Source organism: Pseudomonadota bacterium, from assembly GCA_030860485.1.
GTDB lineage: Bacteria > Pseudomonadota > Gammaproteobacteria > JACCXJ01 > JACCXJ01 > JACCXJ01.
In genome coordinates this window covers 1-18243 of the sequence record JALZID010000144.1, presented here as the reverse complement: position 1 = coordinate 18243, position 18243 = coordinate 1, and the positions used below count along the sequence as shown (strand labels likewise).

Genomic DNA, 18243 nt, shown 5'->3' with positions numbered 1-18243 from the left:
ACACCAGCTTGCCCTCTGACCGTCATTGATCTCCCCCAGGTACAACACCTGCCTTTGAACCACCCGCCCACCCTGGGTACGTCGATTCTCCACGATACTCCAGTAGCGGTGTTCCTTGCCATCCTTGGGGTCTTGGCGCGCAGAAACATGCCGTGAGTTTCGCAGAAACTCGAGCCCAGTCAAGTACCAACGTCGGCACTACACGCGCTTTTCCAGGCGATCTCAATAATCCGGTTCGGATAATCAGCGGGTTAACAATTCAAGATATTTGATCTCTGTGAAAATCAAGGTTGAGTTGCGGAAGTCGGGCTAGTGCGGCTAATCAAGCCAGCGATCTGAGTACGAAAAGCGAAGATGGAGACTAGGCCGAAGATAAGAACGGCAGCGGGCCAAGCTAAAGTGGCAAGTATTGTATCCATCCGCTCAAGATTAATCGTCTAACGGATTACCGCTCAGCTGCCGCGCTTTTCAGCGGTCGGCTGCAGCGGTGCGTTGGGCGGGCACCTGCCCTACGCGACCTCGCTGGCTTGGGCAAGCCGATGATTTACTACGCGCCAAAACGTTGCAACGGCCTTGGCTTTTTGGTCGAAGAAGTCTTCAAAGAAACCAAAGTCATTTAGCGGTCGAGGATAGGAATACCGCTCTCCGTCGTCACCGAATTCGGTCACCCAATCACGCGGTTCTCGTGCGTCGACCAACGAAAACAGACTTGGCGGATACAAGAAAGGACGGCCAGCATCGTTCAAGATCCGGAATGCATCGGCTTCAATGCCAATCACGACATACGGTTGTCCGAACGTAAGGTCTCGATACTGCGCTTGTCTTTTCTTCAGTTTGACAATCATGGCTGATTCAGTCGTACTTGTCTAACCTCGAACCTGCCGATTCCGGGATGTTCGTACCAGTGATACTCAAAAGATTCTCCGGCAACTTCGAATTGTGGACTACTCTTCTTCACCCATTTTGATGCTCTTCCACCGTATTGAGCAACAAGACGCTCGACATCGCGAATACGCTTACCCTTGGCAATCACGCGGGCCTGCAACAACGTCTTCTTGCTAAGCTTGATGTTGATTCACCTCTCCTTGGGTCTGCGTCCGATTCTAGCGACCCGAAAGTGAACAGTTTTCATTGTCTGCCCAACGGATAGTATCTTATCCGCCGTGCGGCAGCATGGCGGATAAGATCTGTTGAACTGAACCGCTGGATCGAAGGCTATGAGCCTTGGGGATTGTAAGGCGCCGGGGGCCGTGATGGAGGGCTAGTGGTTGGCTCGGCGCGTCGGTCATGGCCTGATCTTCCCGCTCGGACCCTGGGCTTGGGGTCCTGAGGAAGTATGGTCAAGGGGCGGGAAGGGGGCAATGGGGGGCCAAGGGCAAAGGCGCGAAGGACCGCATGACCGTGCTGCCGCAGAGCCTCGCCGCCCCGCTGAGAGACCACCTCGTCAGGATCAAGAAGCTCCACGAGGCGGATCTGGACGCCGGCTACGGCGAGGTCTATCTCCCCGACGCGCTCGCGCGCAAGTATCCAGGCGCGCCACGGCAATGGGCGTGGCAGTATGTGTTCCCCTCGCGCACGCGCTCGGTGGACCCGCGTTCCGGGGCGGTGCGGCGGCGGCATCATGCCGATGAAAAGGCCCGCAGGCATCGCCAAACTGGCCACGCCCCATAATGCCTGGAGGTGGTACAGAGGTAGTGTTCCCACATGCGATTCCGCCAGATGCAATTGATATAGTGCGGTAGCAGTCCAATGTCGAAAGAAGACATACTACGGGAGTTCGAAACGGACTTAACGGATCCCGGAGCTCTGAAATCGGGAGAGTATCTTGAAGACCACATTATCGCTCACGCGCGGTCGGCCCGCGGCACGAGAGCGGGATAGTCTCGTAGAAGTGCTACGGGACTGGTTATCGATGACTAATGAGCCTAGAGCAATGCTGGGCGTAAGAGTCGCAAAGAAGTTGCGTTTAGGGGAACTCCGTCCCCACCTGGAGAACCTGAAAGACCGCATTGAGGCGGGTAAGGTTTTCCTGCCCTTCTACCGTCGCTGGGTAGATGAGGCTATGAAGCTCCTTAGAGGCGCTCCATAAATCTCCCGCTATCGAAACAGCACCAGCGCCTTGTCCAAGGTGATATAGATCCCCCAGCCCAGCGGTATACCGACGAGCGTCCAGGCGATCGCGACCAGGAACCAGCTTGCCGGGCTCGGGCGTTCCCTGGGGTTCCGGCTGCCCCGGTCGGCGCGTCGTGACATGGTGTCCTTCTGGCTCAGGCCCTGGCGGCCTCGTGTGCGAGCCGGCGCTCGGTCTCGAGCTCTGTATCGGTCATGTAATAACGCTGCGCCACGGGCCGCATGAGCAGGTTGCAGAAGAGGCCCACGAACAACAACGAGGCGAGCACGTAGAGGGTCACGTTATAGGCCTGGTGGACCGGCACGCCGCGTTCGATCTGGAACTCGCGGAGGTAGTTGACGAGGACCGGGCCGAGGATCCCGGCGGTGGACCATGCGGTCAGCAAGCGCCCGTGGATCGCCCCCACGAACTGGGTGCCGAAGATGTCGGCCAGATAGGCGGGAATGGTGGCGAACCCGCCCCCGTACATGGTGAGGATGACGCAGAAGAGCGCCACGAACAGCGCCACATGGCCGATCTGCCCGGCATAGGGCGCCGACGCGTAGAGGGCCATGCCGAGCGCAAAGAACAGGAAGTAGGTGGTCTTGCGACCGATGACGTCGGATAGGGAGGCCCAGAAGATCCGGCCGAGGATGTTGAAGAGGCTCAATAGGCCCGTGAACCCCGCCGCGATCAGCGCCACGGCCTTCGTCTCCTCCGCGGACAGCTCGGCGAGCGAGAGGTCGAGCCCCACGAGTGCGCCGCCGAAGACTTCCTGCAGCATCGGCGAGGCCATCCCGATGACCCCGATCCCGGCGCTGACATTCATGCACAAGACCCCCCACAGCATCCAGAACTGCGGGGTGTTGGGGGCGCGGTAGAGGTGTACGTGCCGGTTCGTGATCATGCCCGTGCGTTTCGCGGACGGCGCCCATCCGGGCGGATTCCAGCCCGTGGGCGGCACGCGATAGGCGAAGGCCCCGCACAGCATGGCGATGAAATAGACGACGCCGAGGGTGACGAAGGTCTCCCACACCCCCACCGATCTCGGGGTCGCGTAATGCTGCATCAAGAGCTCAGCCAAGGGCGCACCGATCATGGCGCCGCCGCCGAAGCCCATGATCGCCATGCCGGTCGCCATCCCGCGGCGATCCGGGAACCATTTGATGAGCGTGGATACGGGCGAGATGTAGCCGAGCCCGAGACCGCAACCGCCGATGATGCCCGAGCCCAGCCACAAGAGGCGGATCTCGTGCAGGTAGACCCCGAGCCCCGAGATCAATAAACCCCCGGCCCAGCAGCAGGCCGCGACGACCCCCGCCTTGCGCGGCCCGGCGCGCTCCAGCCAGCGGCCGAAGACGGCGGCCGAGGAGCCGAGGTACACGAAGAACAGGGTGTACATCCACCCGAGCGTGCTGATCTTCCAGTCGCAGCCGTGCGCGATGATGTGCTCGAACCATCCGAGATCGGGCGGGCAGGGGAGGGGCTCGGTGATACCGAGCGCCTTGCTGAGCGGCAGCCAGAACACGCTGAAGCCGTAGGCCATGCCGATGGAGAGATGGATGGCCAGGGCCGCCGGCGGCACCAACCAGCGGTTGAAACCGGGCTTGGCGATGGTGCGTTCTTTCGCGAGCAGACTAGACACGGCATTTACCGTGGCGGTGGCCCGTGCTAGTGTTTCGCGGGGTGTCCGTGAGCCTTGAGGATTCTTTTAGAAGCGCAACCGTGAGCTCAACGCAGATCATCATCGCCATCGCAATCGCATCACTCTGTCATGCGCTCGCGCTCAAGATCGCCACCAAGCTCATGGTCGAGGTGCCTGTGAAGTACGGCAAGGCATATCTCATCGTGCTCGTCGAATATCTGGCCGTCGGTAGCGTGGCGGCCGGGCTATTGTTCGCGGGTGTCGGGGGCCCAACGCTCGCGATCATCGCCGCCAGCTTCACGTATCTCCTGGTCGGCGCGGCTTGTATCGGGACTGCGATCCCAGGCATCGACGGTGCGCGTCTCGGGGTCGGAAACGGCGTGTTGATCCAGGCCATCCAGGTCCCGATCATCGTTCCGTTCTTGATCCTGGGCTCGTTCCTGCCGGACCTCATTGCCAAACTGGGTGTGTGACGATCGCCCGCGCCGCTCGCGCGCAGAGTGTCGAAAGGCGGCCCGCAAGTCAAGCCTCTACGCACCCCGGACTCGATCGATGCACAGCCCCGCGGCGTCCCTTTGGAGGGCTCCGAAGTCGAGCGCCGGTTCTTATCGCTGTGCTCATGCATAACCCGGTGCAGTCATGCCGGAAGGCCCCGCGGTCTCGGCCGGTCGAGCTCGAAGGTCTCGTGCCCGTTACCAGGTTTTGTACGGCGACGTCGCGAGCGAAACGTTGTAATAGCGGGGGTCGAACGACACCTCTTCGCCGGCCCACTCCGGTAGTGCGAAGGGCTGCTCGGGCCCCTGTAACTCGATCTCGGCGACCACGAGCCCCGCGTTGTCGCCCTCGAACACGTCGATCTCCCAGAGGTGTCCTGCATGCATGACGTGATAGCGCGTCTTGTCGATGGGCGCACCGACGCATAGCGCATCGAGGAGGTGCTCGGCGTCCGCGAGCGGGATGGGGTAGTCGAACTCCAGGCGTGAGATCCCGAGCGTGGCACTCTTGATATTGAGGTAGGCCCTTTCGCCCGCGATTCGCACGCGCACGGAGCACGGGCCATTTTGGGTCAGATAGCCCTGACGCATGCGAACGCCCGCGGATACGTCGCTCCGCCACGCATCGTTATCGAGCAGGAATTTTCGTTCGATCTCTCTGGCCATGGCGTTCGGTGCATCCGCGCCGTCGATGCCTCGTCGGGACGTACGGCGTGTGTCGCTCAGCGCGGCCATCCCACGCCTCACCCGCAGGGAGCCCGGCCCACCGGGCGACACCATAATCAAAATCCCTGAGCCGGTCGATCCGGAGCGCGGTAAGCGGGTACGATCCGCCGGCTTCGATGAGAACCCTCGTCACCATGCCCTTCCTGGGGTTCGCCTCCGGCCTCCCCTTGGCTTTGACCTCGGGGACGCTCCAGGCGTGGCTCACGACTCTGAGCCTCGATATCCGCACCATCGGCGTGCTGTCGCTGGGCGGCCTGCCGTATGCCGTGAAGTTCCTGTGAGCGCCCCTCATGGACCGCTACGCCGGCCACTATCAATGGCAGACACCGAAGGACTGTGGGCCGTCGCACCTACACTGCGCGTCGTGACGTCAGCCAGCATCGCATCCGAGTCGGTCCCCGCCAAACGCCGCTGGCGCGATGCCTTCTCCGTCTATCGCGAACCCGCGGTGCTGCGCATGCTGTTCTTCGGGTTTTCGGCGGGGCTGCCGGTCCTGCTGATCGTCGGCACCCTGTCGTTCTGGCTGAGCGAAGCGGGTGTCAGTCGCACGACCATCGGATTCGTCAGCGGCGTTTCGCTCGCGTACGCGTTCAAGTGGACATGGGCGCCGCTGGTGGATCGGCTGCCGTTGCCCTGGCTCACGCGCACGCTGGGCCGGCGCCGCAGTTGGTTGCTGTTGGCGCAGATCGCGATAGCCGCGTGCCTGGCGGGCATGGCGTTGACCGACCCCGGGCAGAGCCTGCGCCTGCTGGTCGCGCTCGCGCTCGGCACCGCGATCTTTTCCGCTACGCAGGACATCGCGCTCGATGCGTACCGGATCGAGTCGGCACCGGCAGAACAACAAGCGGCGCTTGCTGCCGCGTACCAGACGGGCTACCGCATCGCGATGATCTGGGCGGGTGCGGGCGCGTTGTGGCTCGCCGCGCGATTCGATCCGAGCGAGGCCACCTACGAACACGCGCCGTGGACGATCGCGTATCTGGCGATGGCCTTGTCGATGAGTGTCGGCATCGTGACCACCCTGCTCGCGCCCGAGCCGCGCGCCACTGCGCCTGCCGCGCCCGCCAACGAGGCCGCGCTTGCGACGTGGCTCGAACAACGCCCGGCGATGCCGGCACCACTGGCGCGCCTGATCGTCTGGCTGAACGGCGCCGTGGTCAGCCCGTTCGCGGATTTCTTCATGCGCTATCGCTGGTATGCGGCGCTGATCCTCGCGCTGATCGCGACCTATCGAATCTCGGATGTCGTGATGGGCGTAATGGCGTTTCCGTTCTACAAGGACATGGGATTCACCAAGGACGAGGTCGCGGCCATCACCAAGGTCTACGGCGTGGTGATGACGCTTGCGGGCGCCTTCATCGGCGGCGTGCTCGCGGTGCGCTTCGGTGTGTTGCGCGTGTTGTTCGCCGGCGCATTGCTGTCGGCCGCGACCAATCTGCTGTTTGCCTGGATGGCGACACTCGGCCCTGCCGCGCACGATGTGGTGCTGCTGACGCTCGTGGTGTCCGCCGACAACCTGTCGAGCGGCATCGCGTCGAGCGCGTTCATTGCCTACCTGTCGGGGCTCACGCATGTCGCGTATTCGGCCACGCAGTACGCGTTGTTCTCGTCGACGATGCAGTTGCTGCCGAAATTCACCGGCACGTTCTCCGGGCTCGCCGTCGATACCATCGGGTATCCGATGTTCTTCGTCGGTACCGCGCTGCTGGGCGTGCCGGTGCTGGTGCTGGTGGCGCTGGCGACGCGCGTGCGTGCGATTGCGCCGTCAGCGGCTCACGGCTCGCCGTCCCAGTAGTCGAGTTCGGTATCCGGCGCGATGCATGCGTCCGCGTTTGAGCAGCGGGCCGTCGGTGGCGGCGCTACACGCGGATGGGCAGTCCGCTACCGCGACCTGAATTTCTTATGGCGACGGCCGTGGCGGTTCCGGTGGCCGTCGTGGTACCCGCGGTAGTACCCGTCCTCGAAGCCGTTGTAGAACCCCGGGGCGTAACGCGGGTACCGGTAGGTGCGGGGCGGTACGTAGTTCCTCGACCCGCCGTACAGGCAGTGGGAGTAGAATCCGCCGTAGGGCTGTGAGCACGAATTGAACCCGCCGGTGCTGTAGCCGAAGGAGAAGCCGCCATGGCTCCGGGATCCGACCGGCTGAGGGGAAGCGTTATACCCTCGATCGTCAGCCGACGGGGATCGCGCTCGAGTTCCGAAGGACCAGGCCTGGGCATCGCTCACGGCGCCCAGGGTCGTGGCCACCAAAGCGGACAGCGTGATCGTACGGAATGGCTTGCGCATGGACATCTCCTTCGGACTGCGATACAGGGTGCGTTCACACTGAGACCCGCAGGCTGTAGCAAAGTTTAGGACACGGGACGGTCTGATGGCCACCCCGAGGATCGAGATCGAGTACTGCACGCAGTGCCGCTTCGTACTGCGCGCGGCCTGGCTGGCCCAAGAGGTCCTGGTCACCTTCGGCGCGGGGATAGCGGAGGTCGCCCTGATCCCAGGCTCCGGCGGGCGATTCGAGGTGCGCCTGGATGGCGAGGTACTATTTTCCCGCCACCCGCACGGCCGCTTTCCCGAACCCCGTGAGATCAAGGAGCTCATCCGGGACCGGATAGCTCCCGGTACGGCGATCGGCCATGGGGGAGGAGAACGCCCGTGAGGATCCAGCGGGCGTGGTCATGACCCCTTCCCGGGACCGTCGCAGAGACCGCTGGCCGGCACCGGATCCGGAAGCGCTCGCCCACGCGGCCCGGCTCGTCGATGTGATCGCCGCCGAGATTGGCGCACTGGGTGGCAGCATCGGCTTCGACCGCTATATGGAGCTTGCCCTGTACGCGCCCGGTCTCGGGTACTACAGCGCCGGGCTCCAGAAGTTCGGGGCCACAGGCGATTTCGTCACCGCTCCCGAGATCTCATCGCTCTATGGGCGCTGCCTCGCGGGCTTTTGTGCGCAGGTCCTGACGGATGTCGGCGGTGGCGAGATCCTGGAGCTCGGGGCCGGCAGCGGGCGGCTCGCGGCCCAGGTACTCGGGACGCTCGACCGCCTCTCCATGCTGCCCGGGCGCTATTCGATTCTGGAGATCAGCGCCGAGTTGCGGGCGCGCCAGCGCGACACCCTGGAGGGCTTGGTCCCCGAGCTCCTGCCGCGAGTCGTCTGGCTGGAGCGCCTGCCCGAGACGCCCTGGACCGGCCTCATCCTAGCCAACGAGGTCGCAGACGCCTTGCCGGTACGGCGCTTCGCCATCCTCGAGGCCGGTATCTTCGAAGGGCGCGTCGGGTGGGACGGCTCGGGCTTCATATGGGTGGAAACGCCCGCGGCCCCCGAACTGATCGAATTCGTCGCCCGGATCCGGCGCGACCACGGCCTCACGCCGCCCTATCGGTCGGAGCTCCGGCCCCTGCTCGCGCCGTGGCTGTCCGCGCTTACCCGGCCGCTCGCGAAGGGCGTCTTGCTGTGCATCGACTATGGCTGTGTGGGGCGCGAATACTATAGCCCGGAGCGCCGCGACGGCACGCTGCTGTGCCATTACCGGCACCGTGCCCATGCCGATCCGCTGGTGCTCACGGGGCTCCAGGACATCGGCGCCTGGGTGGATTTCACGGCGTTCGCCGGCGCGGGGTGCGAGGTCGGGCTCGATCTCTACGGGTTCACGACCCAGGCCCACTTTCTCATCGACTGTGGCCTCGAGCGCGTGCTCGCCGCTGTGGGGGAAAACGATCCCGACCGTTACCTCATCCACGCCCAAGAGGCCAAACGCCTGATCCTGCCGGGCGAGATGGGCGAGCATTTCAAGGCCATCGCGCTGGGGCGCGGCCTATCCGGGGCGCTACCCGGCTTCCGCCGTGTAGATCAGCGCCATCGGCTGTGACGATTCCGCCCTCCCGGCGGGACCGGGGTGGGTAGGAATCGTTCTGGGGTGATGGGAGCGGGGTACTAGTCCTCAGGCGTCGCCTCGGACTCGGAGCTTGGTGGCGATGAGGTCTTTATGCGGCACGTGGATGAGGTCCGCGATCTTACGGATAACGTGGTCCTCGAATTGATGCAGGCTGCCGTCGGCGTAGCCCACCCGCCACAAGTGCTCGATGAGCGTTACCTTCTCGACGGGGCTGAAGGCGCGGTTGATCTGGGTGGTGAACTGGTAGAGGTCCGTGGCGGTCTGTGCCTCCGCCTCCGCCAGCGCGATCAGCGCCGTGGCCTGTGCCGGATCGAGGTCGAAACGCTCCGCGATCGAGCTGAGGACCTGCGCCCGCTCGCCCTCGGAGATAGCGTCATCCATGCGCACGACCTCCGCGAACAAGGCCGCGACCGCGATCCGCACCCGTTGCTCCTCGTCCCGGTACGCGTCGCGGCCGCCCGGCGCGATGTGCTCTTCGAAGAATGTCCTGATCGCCTCCAGCATCATTCCCCCCCCCGATGATCCCCGGCTCGATGTCCCATCCTGACGGCGCGTCAAGCGCCGGCGCTGCGTTGCCGGCCAGACACCGTGGCGCTATCCAGTTGCTGGAGCGGAGGGAGATCCCGTTCCATAAGATCGGCACGCACCGGCGCGTCCGCTACCAGGATGTGTTCGGCTATGAGCAACAGCTCGATGCCCAGCGCCACGACGAATATCTGTACACGCTCATCAGGCAGGGGTTAACTCAGACCGTCCTGCTCCGAAAGCGGAAGTTGGTCATCTGACGTGCTGTTCGATCGGGCCCTGTAGACCGCCGGAGGCCACGGGTAACCGCATGAACCAGCCGTTTTTTCACAACTCTCAGTACATGCGCCGGCTCAGCCCCAGGTCCTGCAGGATGCGCGAGGCGATCTCCTCGATGGAGACGGCGGTGACGTTGAGCCACCGCAACCGTTCGCTGCGGTACAGGGCCTCGGCGTCATAGGTTTCCTTCTGGCACTGGCGTAGCGAGGCATAGACACTCCTGGGGCGGCGCTCGCTGCGGATGCGGTGCAGGCGCTCGGCATCGATGCCGAGGCCATAGAGGCGCTCCCGCACCGGTTCGAGGGCGCGCGGCAGGCGGTTCGCGGACAGGTCGTCTTCGGTCAAGGGGTAATTGGCGGCACGCACGCCGAACTGCATGGCGAGGTAGATACAGGTGGGCGTCTTGCCCGTGCGCGACACACCGAGCAGGACCACATCCGCCTGACGGTAGCGTTCGACGTTGGCGCCGTCGTCGTGGCTGAGGGCGAAGTTGAGGGCGGCGATGCGCACATCGTATAAGGCCTTGTCCCCGAGCCCGTGCGATCGGCCCTTGGCATGGTCCGAGCGCGTCCCGAGCTCGGCCTCCAGCGAGCGCAGGAACCCCCCGAAGATGTCGAGCACCAAGGCGTTCGCCGACATCAATAGGTCCACCAGACCCGGATCGGTCAGGCTGGCATAGACGATGGGCCGCACGCCGTCCTCGCGTGCGGCACGGTTGACCAGGGCGAGGGCCGCCTCGGCGTTTTCAACGCTGTCGATGAACGGCAGCGTGACCTGCTGATAATCAAACCCGCTGAATTGCGTGAGCAGGCTGTGGCCCAGGGTCTCGGCGGTAATGCCGGTGCCGTCGGAGACGAAAAAGACGGTGCGGCGCATTGCAGAGATGATACTCGACCGCCGGACGTCCGGCCCGATGAACGAAGGGGTGGTCGGTGCACCGGGGAAACTCCGTCGTCGAGGCTCGGCGCGATCGATCACGCTTCGACTAGCGCACGAGGTCGAAGGCGATACCCGCGCTCGCGGCGAGGGACCCCCCACTGGCGATCGCCGTCCGGGCCGGTGCGCCGGGGCATCAAGGACCACGCCGGTCATTCGCGTGCGGTCTCCATGCGCCGCTCCGTAGTCCCCGTGAGTGACTGAGGTGTTTGGTGGGTGTCTGGCGGAGAGGGAGGGATTCGAACCCCCGGTGGGTCGCCCCACAACGGTTTTCAAGACCGCCGCTTTCGACCGCTCAGCCACCTCTCCTCGAGGGCGTCGCCAGGAGACCGCTGGACCAGGCACAGCGCGCCCGATGTAGCAGGATGGCGCCGTACCCCAACCTCTGGCAGACGAAGCATCCGCGCACCGGCGCCATTGCCGAAGGATAGCCGATGCGGGGGCCGTAACCAACCTGTGCCCGAACGGTCGGGCTCAACTTCCCACGAAGTGGTGTGCTATGCTTCGAGGAACTTCGCCGGCCGCATGGGCGTCTACAGGATGCGCATGTTGGCGGGCTGGTCCTTGGAATACTGAGTGGAGTAAATATATGAGCATGAACCCGGTACGTTATCCCATCACGGGTCACGAGGCCGCCGGCCTCGAGACCAACAAACTGATCCGAAACACCTATACCTTGTTGTCCATGACGCTCCTCTTCAGCGCCTTGACGGCGGGGGTGTCCATGGTCTTCAACCTGCCGCATCCGGGCCTCTTGATCACGCTCGTCGGCTACTTCGGCCTCCTGTTCCTGACCGCCCGGCTGCGCAACAGCGTGTGGGGGATCGCGGCGGTCTTTGCCTTGACGGGCTTCATGGGCCTGACGCTCGGGCCCATCATCGACATGTACCTCAGGGTGTTCTCGAACGGCGCCCAACTGGTGATGATGGCCCTGGGCGGCACCGGCGTGATCTTCCTCGGGCTGTCGGGCTACGCGCTCACCACCCGGAAGGACTTCAGCTTCATGGGCGGGTTCCTGGCGGTGGGCGTCATGGTCGCGTTCCTGGCCGGGCTGGGGGCGGTCTTCTTCAGCCTGCCGGGGCTCGCACTCGCCGTGTCCTCGATGTTCGTGCTGCTGATGGCGGGTATGATCCTCTACCAGACGAGCGAGCTGATCCACGGCGGCGAGACCAACTACATCATGGCCACCGTCGGCCTGTACGTCTCGATCTACAACCTCTTTACCAGCCTTCTGCATCTCTTGGGTGCCTTCGGCGGCCACGACGACTAACAGGGGTGGCATACACGGTTCCTCCATGCGCCCGTGGCGCATGGAGGGGCGGCGCTCGCCGCGAGGGCGAGCGTCTGGGACCATCCATCACCGCCATCTATCCACGATCTCCATCCCGCCCATATAGGGCCGTAGGACCTCCGGGACCCGGATGCGGCCGTCGGCTTCCTGGTAGCTCTCCATCACCGCCACCAAGGTGCGCCCGACCGCCAGGCCCGAGCCGTTCAAGGTATGCAGGAGCTCGGGGCGGCCGGTATCGGGGTTGCGCCAGCGGGCCTTGATGCGCCGCGCCTGGAACGACTCGAAGTTGCTGCAAGAGGAGATCTCGCGAAACCGCCCCTGGCCCGGCATCCACACCTCCAAATCATAGGTCTTGGCCGACGCGAACCCGAGATCGGCCGTACACAGGGCGACCACCCGGTAGTGCAGACCCAGGTGCTGCAGCACCACCTCGGCGTGCCGGGTCAGCCCTTCCAGGGCCTCATAGGACCCATCGGGACGCACCAGCTGCACGAGCTCGACCTTCTCGAATTGGTGCTGGCGGATAAGCCCACGCGTGTCCTTTCCGTAGGAGCCTGCCTCGCTGCGGAAGCAGGGGGTATGGCAGGCGTAGCGGCAAGGCAGTTCTTCGGGGCCGAGGATGCGGTCCTGGGCCAGATTGGTGACCGGCACCTCGGCGGTCGGAATGAGATAGAGATCGGGTTCGGGGACGGCGAAGAGGTCCTGGGCGAACTTGGGGAGCTGTCCCGTCCCCCGCAAGGTCTGTGCGTTTACCAGGTAAGGGACATAGACCTCGCGGTAGCCGTGGTCGCGGGTATGGAGGTCCAGCATGAAGTGGGTGAGCGCCCGCTGCAGGCGGGCGAGCCCCCCCGAGAGCACGACGAAGCGCGCGGCGGCGATGCGGGCCGCCGTCTCGAAGTCCATCATCCCGAGTGCCTGGCCGAGGTCCACGTGGTCCTTGGGTGCGAACGACAGATCGGGCGGCGCGCCGAAACGCCGGATCTCGACATTGTCGGCCTCGCTCGTACCCGGCGGGACGGATGCGTGGGGGATATTGGGGATCAGAAGACTCTGGGCCTCGATCTCCTGGAGGACCGCGGCCAGATAGGCCTCGGTGCGTGCCAGCCGATCGCCCTGGTCCGCGACCTCGGCCAGCAAGGGCTTGACGTCCTGGCCGCGCGACTTGGCCTCGCCGATGGTCTTGGCGCTGGCGTTACGGCGGCGTTGTAGCTCCTGCGTCTCGACCTGAAGTGATTTACGGCGCGTCTCCAGACGTTCCAAGGTCGCGGTGTCGAGATCGAACCCCCGGGGCTTCAAGGCCGCCGCCACCTCGTCCAGGCGATTTCGCAGGACTTGCGGGTCGAGCATCAGCCCGCCCGGCGCAGCCGCGACCCACCCGAGCCGCGCGCCTTATCGTCCAGGGCCCGCAGACGCGCGAGCTTGTCGTTGATCTGGGCCTCGAGCCCGCGCAGCACGGGCTCGTAATAGCGTCGTCCTTCCAGGCCTTCGGGAAAGTAACACTCGCCCGCCGCATAGCCCTCGGGCTCGTCGTGGGCGTAGCGGTAGCCCCGCCCGTAGTCCAGCCTCTGCATGAGCACGGTCGGGGCGTTGCGCAGGTGCACGGGGACCGGTAGCGAGCCGCGATCACCGGCATCGGCCGTGGCCGACTGGAAGGCCTTGTAGACCGCGTTGCTCTTGGCCGCACAGGCGAGGTACACGATGGCCTGGGCGATGCCGAGCTCGCCCTCGGGGCTCCCCAGCCGCTCCTGGGTCTCCCAGGCATCGAGCGCGATGCGCAGCGCCCTCGGATCAGCGTTGCCGATGTCCTCGGAGGCGATCCGCACCACCCGCCGGGCGATGTAGAGGGGATCACAGCCGCCATCCAGCATGCGTGCGAACCAGTACAGGGCGGCGTCGGGGGAAGACCCCCGCACCGCCTTATGCAGGGCCGAGATCTGCTCGTAGAATACCTCCCCGCCCTTATCGAAGCGCCGCGTCGCGCCGCCGGACAGGACCCGGTGTAGCAGGTCCCCGTCGATCAACCTACCCGGCGCGAGCCCGGCCGCGAGGTCCAGCATATTCAAGGCACGTCGCGCATCTCCGTCCGCGGCCTCGGCAAGCCTGTGGCGCAGCATGGGGTCGAAGCGGATCCGGAGACCGCCCAGCCCGCGTTCCCGATCGGTGAGCGCTCGCTCGACGAGCGCTTCGATGTCCGCGGCACAGAGTGGTTTTAGCACATAGAGCTTGAGGCGAGACAGCAGTGCCCCGGTCAGCTCGAACGATGGGTTCTCGGTCGTCGCGCCGACGAAGATCAGGGTGCCGTCCTCGACATACGCCAGGAAGGCGTCCTGCTGACCCTTATTGAAGCGATGCACCTCGTCGGCGAACAGAACCGTGTCCCGCCCCTCGGTAGCACGTGCGTGCCCGGCGCGCTCGATCGCCGCGCGGATGTCTTTGACCCCGGAGAGCGCTGCCGAAAGGTTCAGAAACAGGGCGTCGGCGTGTTGCGCGATGAGGCGGGCGAGCGTGGTCTTACCGGTCCCGGGCGGGCCCCACAACACCATCGAATGGGGCCGCCCGGACTCGATGGCGAGGCGCAAAGGCCCTGTCGGCCCCAGGATGTGCCCTTGCCCGACGATGTCCTCGATGCGGGTCGGCCGCATGCGCTCGGCCAGGGGTTTGGTGCTGCCGGGATGCGGGCGGTGCGCGGTGCTCACGTGGGCGTAGGGCTCGATGCAGGGTGGTCTTGGCGGATGCGCGCGAGGTCATGGTAGGCCAGGGGTACGGCATGTCAAGGCTGCTCGCCGGGCCGGGCGATTTTTTGTACCGCCTTTGTTATCCTACCTCCCGTGGTGGTCCCGGCGAGTCGTCTCGGCGAGGCCGCAGAAACCTCCCCCCAATGATCACGTCATCTGCACACGAGGTTCCCGGGCACGGCGAGACCGACAACCTGGGCGCCAAGCTTCCCAGCGTCGCGATCATGTTCGCGGACATCAGCGGCAGCACGCGGCTTTATGGCGAGCTCGGGGATGTCGCTGCGCGCGACCGGGTGGCGGAATGCCTCGATGCCATCGCCCACTGCGTGCAGAGGCACGGCGGCCGGGTCGTCAAGACCATCGGTGACGAGGCCGTGTGCATCTTCGCAAGCGCCGATCTGGCCGTCATGGCCGCCTGGGAGATCCAGAGGCACCACGACGACGAACCGGCCTCGGGGTGCGCGGGACCGGCGGCGACCTTGTCGGTGCGCGTGGGGCTGCACTTCGGTCCGGTCATCCTGGAGGCGGATGATCTCTTTGGGCATAGCGTGAACGTCGCCAAGCGGGCGGTCGATCTCGCCAAGCCGGAGCAGATCATCATAACCACCGCGGTCTTCCACGAACTGTCTCCCCCCTACCGGTCCAGCACGCGGCTCGTCGATAGGGTAGAGATGAACGGGGAGGCCGAACCCTTGGCGATCTTCGAGGTGGTGTGGCGGGAGGACGACTCGACCGGCGTCGCCGACGGCGTATCGCCCGTCTTGCTCGCGAAGCCGGTGACGGATGTGGCGCTTGTGCTGCGCTGCCAGGGCAGGAAATTCAAGATCGAGGGAGGTTGCCGACTGGCGACCCTGGGGCGTGGTCGCGAGTGTGATTTCATCGTCGATGATGATCTCGCCTCGCGTCGGCACCTGCTCATCGAATGGCGGCGCGGCCGGTACTTTCTGGTCGATCACAGCACCAACGGCACTTACGTGCGGGGCGAGGACGGTGGACACGCCTTCGTCCGGCGTGACGAGACGGTGCTCGAGGGCCGCGGCCAGCTGAGCTTGGGCCGGACCTTCACCGACCATTCGAAGAAGGTCGTGTTTTTCGAGATAGAGCCGTGATCCCGGTGGCCCGTGCGATACCGATCCGCGCACCGCGGTCCCGTGCGAGGTTCAACGTAGCGGGCGCGGGCGCCACAGGCTGACACCGTATGCCCATAAACAATCCGCTCTGCGGCTGGTCCTCGTGTGCCATCACCCACGTCGGGAAGGTGCGTAAGAGCAACGAGGACTCCTTTCTCAATCGCCCCGACCTCGGGGTCTGGGCGGTGGCCGACGGCATGGGCGGCCACCGCGCCGGCGATGCCGCGAGCCGCATGATCGTCGAGTCGCTCGGCCAGCTCGAGACGGCCGCGAGCTTCGGCGAGTTCGTGGCGGCGGCGGAGGCGAGTCTGCGCTCGGTCAATGCCGCGCTGCTTGCCAAGGGGGAGGAATACCATGCACCTACCGGGAGCACGGTGGTCGCGCTCCTGTCCGACGGGTCTGCGGGCGCGTGTCTGTGGGCCGGTGACAGCCGGGCCTATCGATGGCGGCATCGAGGCCTGACCCAGCTCACGAGGGATCATTCCCAGATAGAAGCCTACGTGCGTCTCGGCCTCATCGGTCGGGCCGAGGCCACCCTCCATCCCCTGTCCAATGTCCTGACGCGGGCAGTCGGCACGCAGGCGGACCTCGGTCTGGACACCCTCGCTCTGGATCCGACGGTGGGCGATCGCTACCTCCTGTGCTCGGACGGGCTGTACCGCCACGTCACCGAACAAGAGATCGGGGAGGTACTGTCGGCCGGTCCACTGTCGCACGCGGCCGATACGCTGCTCGACCTCACGATGGCACGGGGTGCGAACGACAACGTGACCGTTGTGCTGGTGGAGTTTTGTCCCGTCGGCGCGACGCAAGACTCCGATCTGGCGTCCGACGTGACCCACCCCAACCTGTCTTTCGCCTCCAGGTCTTAGGCCGGGGCGCGGCGCCCCACCTCTATGGACCACAAGAGCGGGGATCCCGAGAGCGCCAACGTCGACCCCGGCGAGGTGGCCAAGTTCGAGGCACTGGCGAGCCGCTGGTGGGACCAGGACGGGGATTTCCGTACCCTGCACGACATCAATCCATTGCGCCTCGGGTTCATTGGCGAGCGCGTCGCGCTTGGGGGCAAGGCGGTCATCGACGTGGGTTGTGGCGGCGGGATCCTGTCGGAGGCCATGGCCGATCAGGGGGCCGGCGTGACCGGCATCGATGCCAGCGCCGGCGCGATTCGCGTCGCCAGGCTCCACCAGGCCCGATCCGGAAGCCGGGTTCGGTATCTCTGCACGGCGCCGGAGTTCATGGCGGCCCAGGAACCGGGGGGGTTCGATGTGGTGACCTGCATGGAGATCGTGGAACACGTCCCCTCCCCCGAGAAGCTGGTCGAGGCCTGTGCGAAGCTGGTCAAATCCGGGGGTCATGTGTTTTTCTCGACCATCAATCGCACCCCGGCGGCCTATCTCCTGGCGGTGATCGCGGCCGAGTATGTCTTGCGCCTCCTGCCCCGGGGGACCCACGACTATGGGCGTTTCATCCGACCGTCGGAACTGGCAGGCTGGCTGCGGAGCGCTGGCCTCAGGCTCCTGGCACTCAAGGGGATGTGGTACAACCCTGGGACGCGACGGGCGGTGCTGCAGGATGGTGTGTCGGTGAACTATCTCCTACATGCCACGTTGCCGTGAACGCCCCCCGTGGCGCACGCCGCGCGGTGTTCTTCGACCTCGATGGGACGCTGGCGGATACGGCGCCCGATCTCGCTTCGGCGCTCAATGCCCTGCGTGCCGAGCAGGGTCTTGGGGCACTCCCGCTGGCGCAGATCCGGCCGTGCGTCTCGGGGGGTAGCCCGGCCCTCCTGGGGCTCGGATTCGGCCGCTCCGATCCCAAAGACCCCGAATACCAGGCGCTGCGGGGACGCTTCCTGGACCTCTACGGCGGCCGGATCGCGCGCGACACCCGGCTGTTCCCGGGCATGGCGGATGTGCTCGACACCCTTACCGGGTCCGCCGTGCCCTGGGGCGTGGTGACGAACAAACCGGTCCGTCTCACCCACCCCTTGCTGGCAAGCCTCGGGATCGCGGAGCGTGCGGCCTGCATCGTCTGTGGTGATACCACGGCCTATCGTAAGCCTCACCCCGCGCCGCTCCTGCACGCCGCGCGGCTTTGTGGGCGTGATCCGGGAATCTGCCTCTACGTCGGCGACTCGCGGGACGACATGAGCGCCGGGCGGGCCGCGGGCATGACCACCCTCGTGGCCCTGTTCGGCTACCTCGCCCCGGGCGACGACCCGAGCGCCTTCGGTGCGGATGGCGCGATCTCCCACCCTGGCGCAGTGCTGGCCTGGGTCCACGGTATCCCGGTTGGAAGTGAACCCCACTGATTACTGCCGGGAACGGGTGGCGGTCCCGGGCTCCAACTGGGTGCGGCTCTTTTAGAACGACGCTTCGGCCCGTCAGGCCGCCTCTTTGAAGAGGTGACTTGCCATCCGTGAGCGGTGGTTACGCTCTTGCTCTTGGGCCTTATGAAACGCCCAGTAGGCCTCCGT

General features: G+C 65.3%; 18 protein-coding genes, 1 tRNA gene and 4 pseudogenes. 12 read left to right on the top strand and 11 right to left on the bottom strand.

Annotation, left to right across the window (positions count from 1 at the left end):
- Positions 1-183, bottom strand: a 183-nt coding sequence (locus M3461_08070) for a hypothetical protein (protein MDQ3774307.1), incomplete at its 3' end; no start/stop codon positions are given.
- Positions 184-509: 326 nt separating this feature from the next.
- The gene (locus tag M3461_08065) at positions 510-845 is read right to left on the bottom strand and encodes a hypothetical protein (protein MDQ3774306.1); all 336 of its coding nucleotides are present in this window, start codon (positions 843-845) and stop codon (positions 510-512) included.
- A 526-nt stretch (positions 846-1371) separates the two neighbouring features.
- Between M3461_08065 and M3461_08060 the strand changes: the two are divergent.
- A pseudogene (locus M3461_08060) lies at positions 1372-1635 on the top strand (integron integrase).
- A 462-nt stretch (positions 1636-2097) separates the two neighbouring features.
- Here M3461_08060 and M3461_08055 read toward each other — a convergent pair.
- Both M3461_08055 and M3461_08050 read right to left on the bottom strand, forming a co-directional pair.
- On the bottom strand, positions 2098-2253 hold the full coding sequence (locus tag M3461_08055) for a hypothetical protein (protein MDQ3774305.1): 156 nt from the start codon (positions 2251-2253) through the stop codon (positions 2098-2100).
- Between the two features lie 29 nt (positions 2254-2282).
- Positions 2283-3755, bottom strand: a pseudogene (locus M3461_08050) (OFA family MFS transporter).
- An 80-nt stretch (positions 3756-3835) separates the two neighbouring features.
- Between M3461_08050 and M3461_08045 the strand changes: the two are divergent.
- A complete protein-coding gene (locus M3461_08045) occupies positions 3836-4228 on the top strand; it encodes a hypothetical protein (GenBank protein ID MDQ3774304.1) in 393 nt (130 codons plus the stop codon).
- A 219-nt stretch (positions 4229-4447) separates the two neighbouring features.
- On the opposite strand, the gene M3461_08040 is transcribed toward M3461_08045, so the two are convergent.
- Positions 4448-4915 carry a CYTH domain-containing protein gene (locus tag M3461_08040; protein MDQ3774303.1) on the bottom strand — a complete coding sequence of 156 codons (468 nt, stop codon included), beginning with the start codon at positions 4913-4915 and terminating at the stop codon, positions 4448-4450.
- 176 nt (positions 4916-5091) lie between these two features.
- On the opposite strand from M3461_08040, the pseudogene ampG reads away from it, so the two are divergent.
- Positions 5092-5253 (top strand): annotated as a pseudogene (ampG, locus tag M3461_08035) (muropeptide MFS transporter AmpG).
- A gap of 38 nt (positions 5254-5291) precedes the next feature.
- Positions 5292-6770: an MFS transporter gene (locus M3461_08030; protein MDQ3774302.1), complete on the top strand. Its 1479-nt coding sequence runs from the start codon at positions 5292-5294 to the stop codon at positions 6768-6770.
- 86 nt (positions 6771-6856) lie between these two features.
- On the opposite strand, the gene M3461_08025 is transcribed toward M3461_08030, so the two are convergent.
- Entirely contained in the window at positions 6857-7261 is a 405-nt protein-coding gene (locus M3461_08025) for a hypothetical protein (protein ID MDQ3774301.1), read from the bottom strand.
- 85 nt (positions 7262-7346) lie between these two features.
- Here M3461_08025 and M3461_08020 point away from each other — a divergent pair, with 85 nt between their 5' ends.
- The gene (locus tag M3461_08020; GenBank protein ID MDQ3774300.1) at positions 7347-7631 is read left to right on the top strand and encodes an Rdx family protein; all 285 of its coding nucleotides are present in this window, start codon (positions 7347-7349) and stop codon (positions 7629-7631) included.
- On the top strand, positions 7609-8841 hold the full coding sequence (locus M3461_08015; GenBank protein ID MDQ3774299.1) for an SAM-dependent methyltransferase: 1233 nt from the start codon (positions 7609-7611) through the stop codon (positions 8839-8841). Before M3461_08020 ends, M3461_08015 begins: the two co-directional genes overlap by 23 nt.
- Positions 8842-8913: 72 nt before the next feature.
- Here the strand turns inward: M3461_08015 and M3461_08010 are convergent, their stop codons facing one another.
- Complete coding sequence (locus M3461_08010; GenBank protein MDQ3774298.1) at positions 8914-9372, bottom strand: TerB family tellurite resistance protein; 459 nt, start codon at positions 9370-9372, stop codon at positions 8914-8916.
- 92 nt (positions 9373-9464) lie between these two features.
- Here M3461_08010 and M3461_08005 point away from each other — a divergent pair.
- A pseudogene (locus M3461_08005) lies at positions 9465-9653 on the top strand (hypothetical protein).
- A gap of 76 nt (positions 9654-9729) precedes the next feature.
- On the opposite strand, the gene M3461_08000 reads toward M3461_08005, so the two are convergent.
- The gene (locus M3461_08000) at positions 9730-10548 is read right to left on the bottom strand and encodes a kinase/pyrophosphorylase (GenBank protein ID MDQ3774297.1); all 819 of its coding nucleotides are present in this window, start codon (positions 10546-10548) and stop codon (positions 9730-9732) included.
- Between the two features lie 281 nt (positions 10549-10829).
- Positions 10830-10917, bottom strand: a tRNA-Ser gene (locus tag M3461_07995).
- Positions 10918-11203: 286 nt separating this feature from the next.
- On the opposite strand from M3461_07995, the gene M3461_07990 reads away from it, so the two are divergent.
- Positions 11204-11878 (top strand): Bax inhibitor-1/YccA family protein, encoded by a 675-nt coding sequence (locus M3461_07990; protein ID MDQ3774296.1) that lies wholly within the window; start codon positions 11204-11206, stop codon positions 11876-11878.
- Positions 11879-11965: 87 nt separating this feature from the next.
- On the opposite strand, the gene serS is transcribed toward M3461_07990, so the two are convergent.
- Both serS and M3461_07980 read right to left on the bottom strand, forming a co-directional pair.
- Complete coding sequence (gene serS, locus M3461_07985) at positions 11966-13246, bottom strand: serine--tRNA ligase (protein ID MDQ3774295.1); 1281 nt, start codon at positions 13244-13246, stop codon at positions 11966-11968.
- Positions 13246-14541, bottom strand: a complete 1296-nt coding sequence (locus M3461_07980; GenBank protein MDQ3774294.1) for a replication-associated recombination protein A — start codon at positions 14539-14541, stop codon at positions 13246-13248. The genes serS and M3461_07980 overlap by 1 nt, the downstream gene beginning before the upstream one ends.
- A 236-nt stretch (positions 14542-14777) precedes the next feature.
- Here M3461_07980 and M3461_07975 point away from each other — a divergent pair, with 236 nt between their 5' ends.
- The 4 genes from M3461_07975 (at position 14778) to M3461_07960 (ending at position 18078) form a co-directional block, all read left to right on the top strand.
- Positions 14778-15743 carry an adenylate/guanylate cyclase domain-containing protein gene (locus M3461_07975; GenBank protein MDQ3774293.1) on the top strand — a complete coding sequence of 322 codons (966 nt, stop codon included), beginning with the start codon at positions 14778-14780 and terminating at the stop codon, positions 15741-15743.
- 89 nt (positions 15744-15832) lie between these two features.
- Positions 15833-16636: a protein phosphatase 2C domain-containing protein gene (locus tag M3461_07970; protein MDQ3774292.1), complete on the top strand. Its 804-nt coding sequence runs from the start codon at positions 15833-15835 to the stop codon at positions 16634-16636.
- Positions 16637-16660: 24 nt separating this feature from the next.
- Positions 16661-17383 carry a bifunctional 2-polyprenyl-6-hydroxyphenol methylase/3-demethylubiquinol 3-O-methyltransferase UbiG gene (ubiG, locus tag M3461_07965; GenBank protein ID MDQ3774291.1) on the top strand — a complete coding sequence of 241 codons (723 nt, stop codon included), beginning with the start codon at positions 16661-16663 and terminating at the stop codon, positions 17381-17383.
- A complete protein-coding gene (locus tag M3461_07960; protein MDQ3774290.1) occupies positions 17380-18078 on the top strand; it encodes an HAD-IA family hydrolase in 699 nt (232 codons plus the stop codon). The genes ubiG and M3461_07960 overlap by 4 nt, the downstream gene beginning before the upstream one ends.
- The last annotated feature ends 165 nt before the right edge of the window (positions 18079-18243 follow it).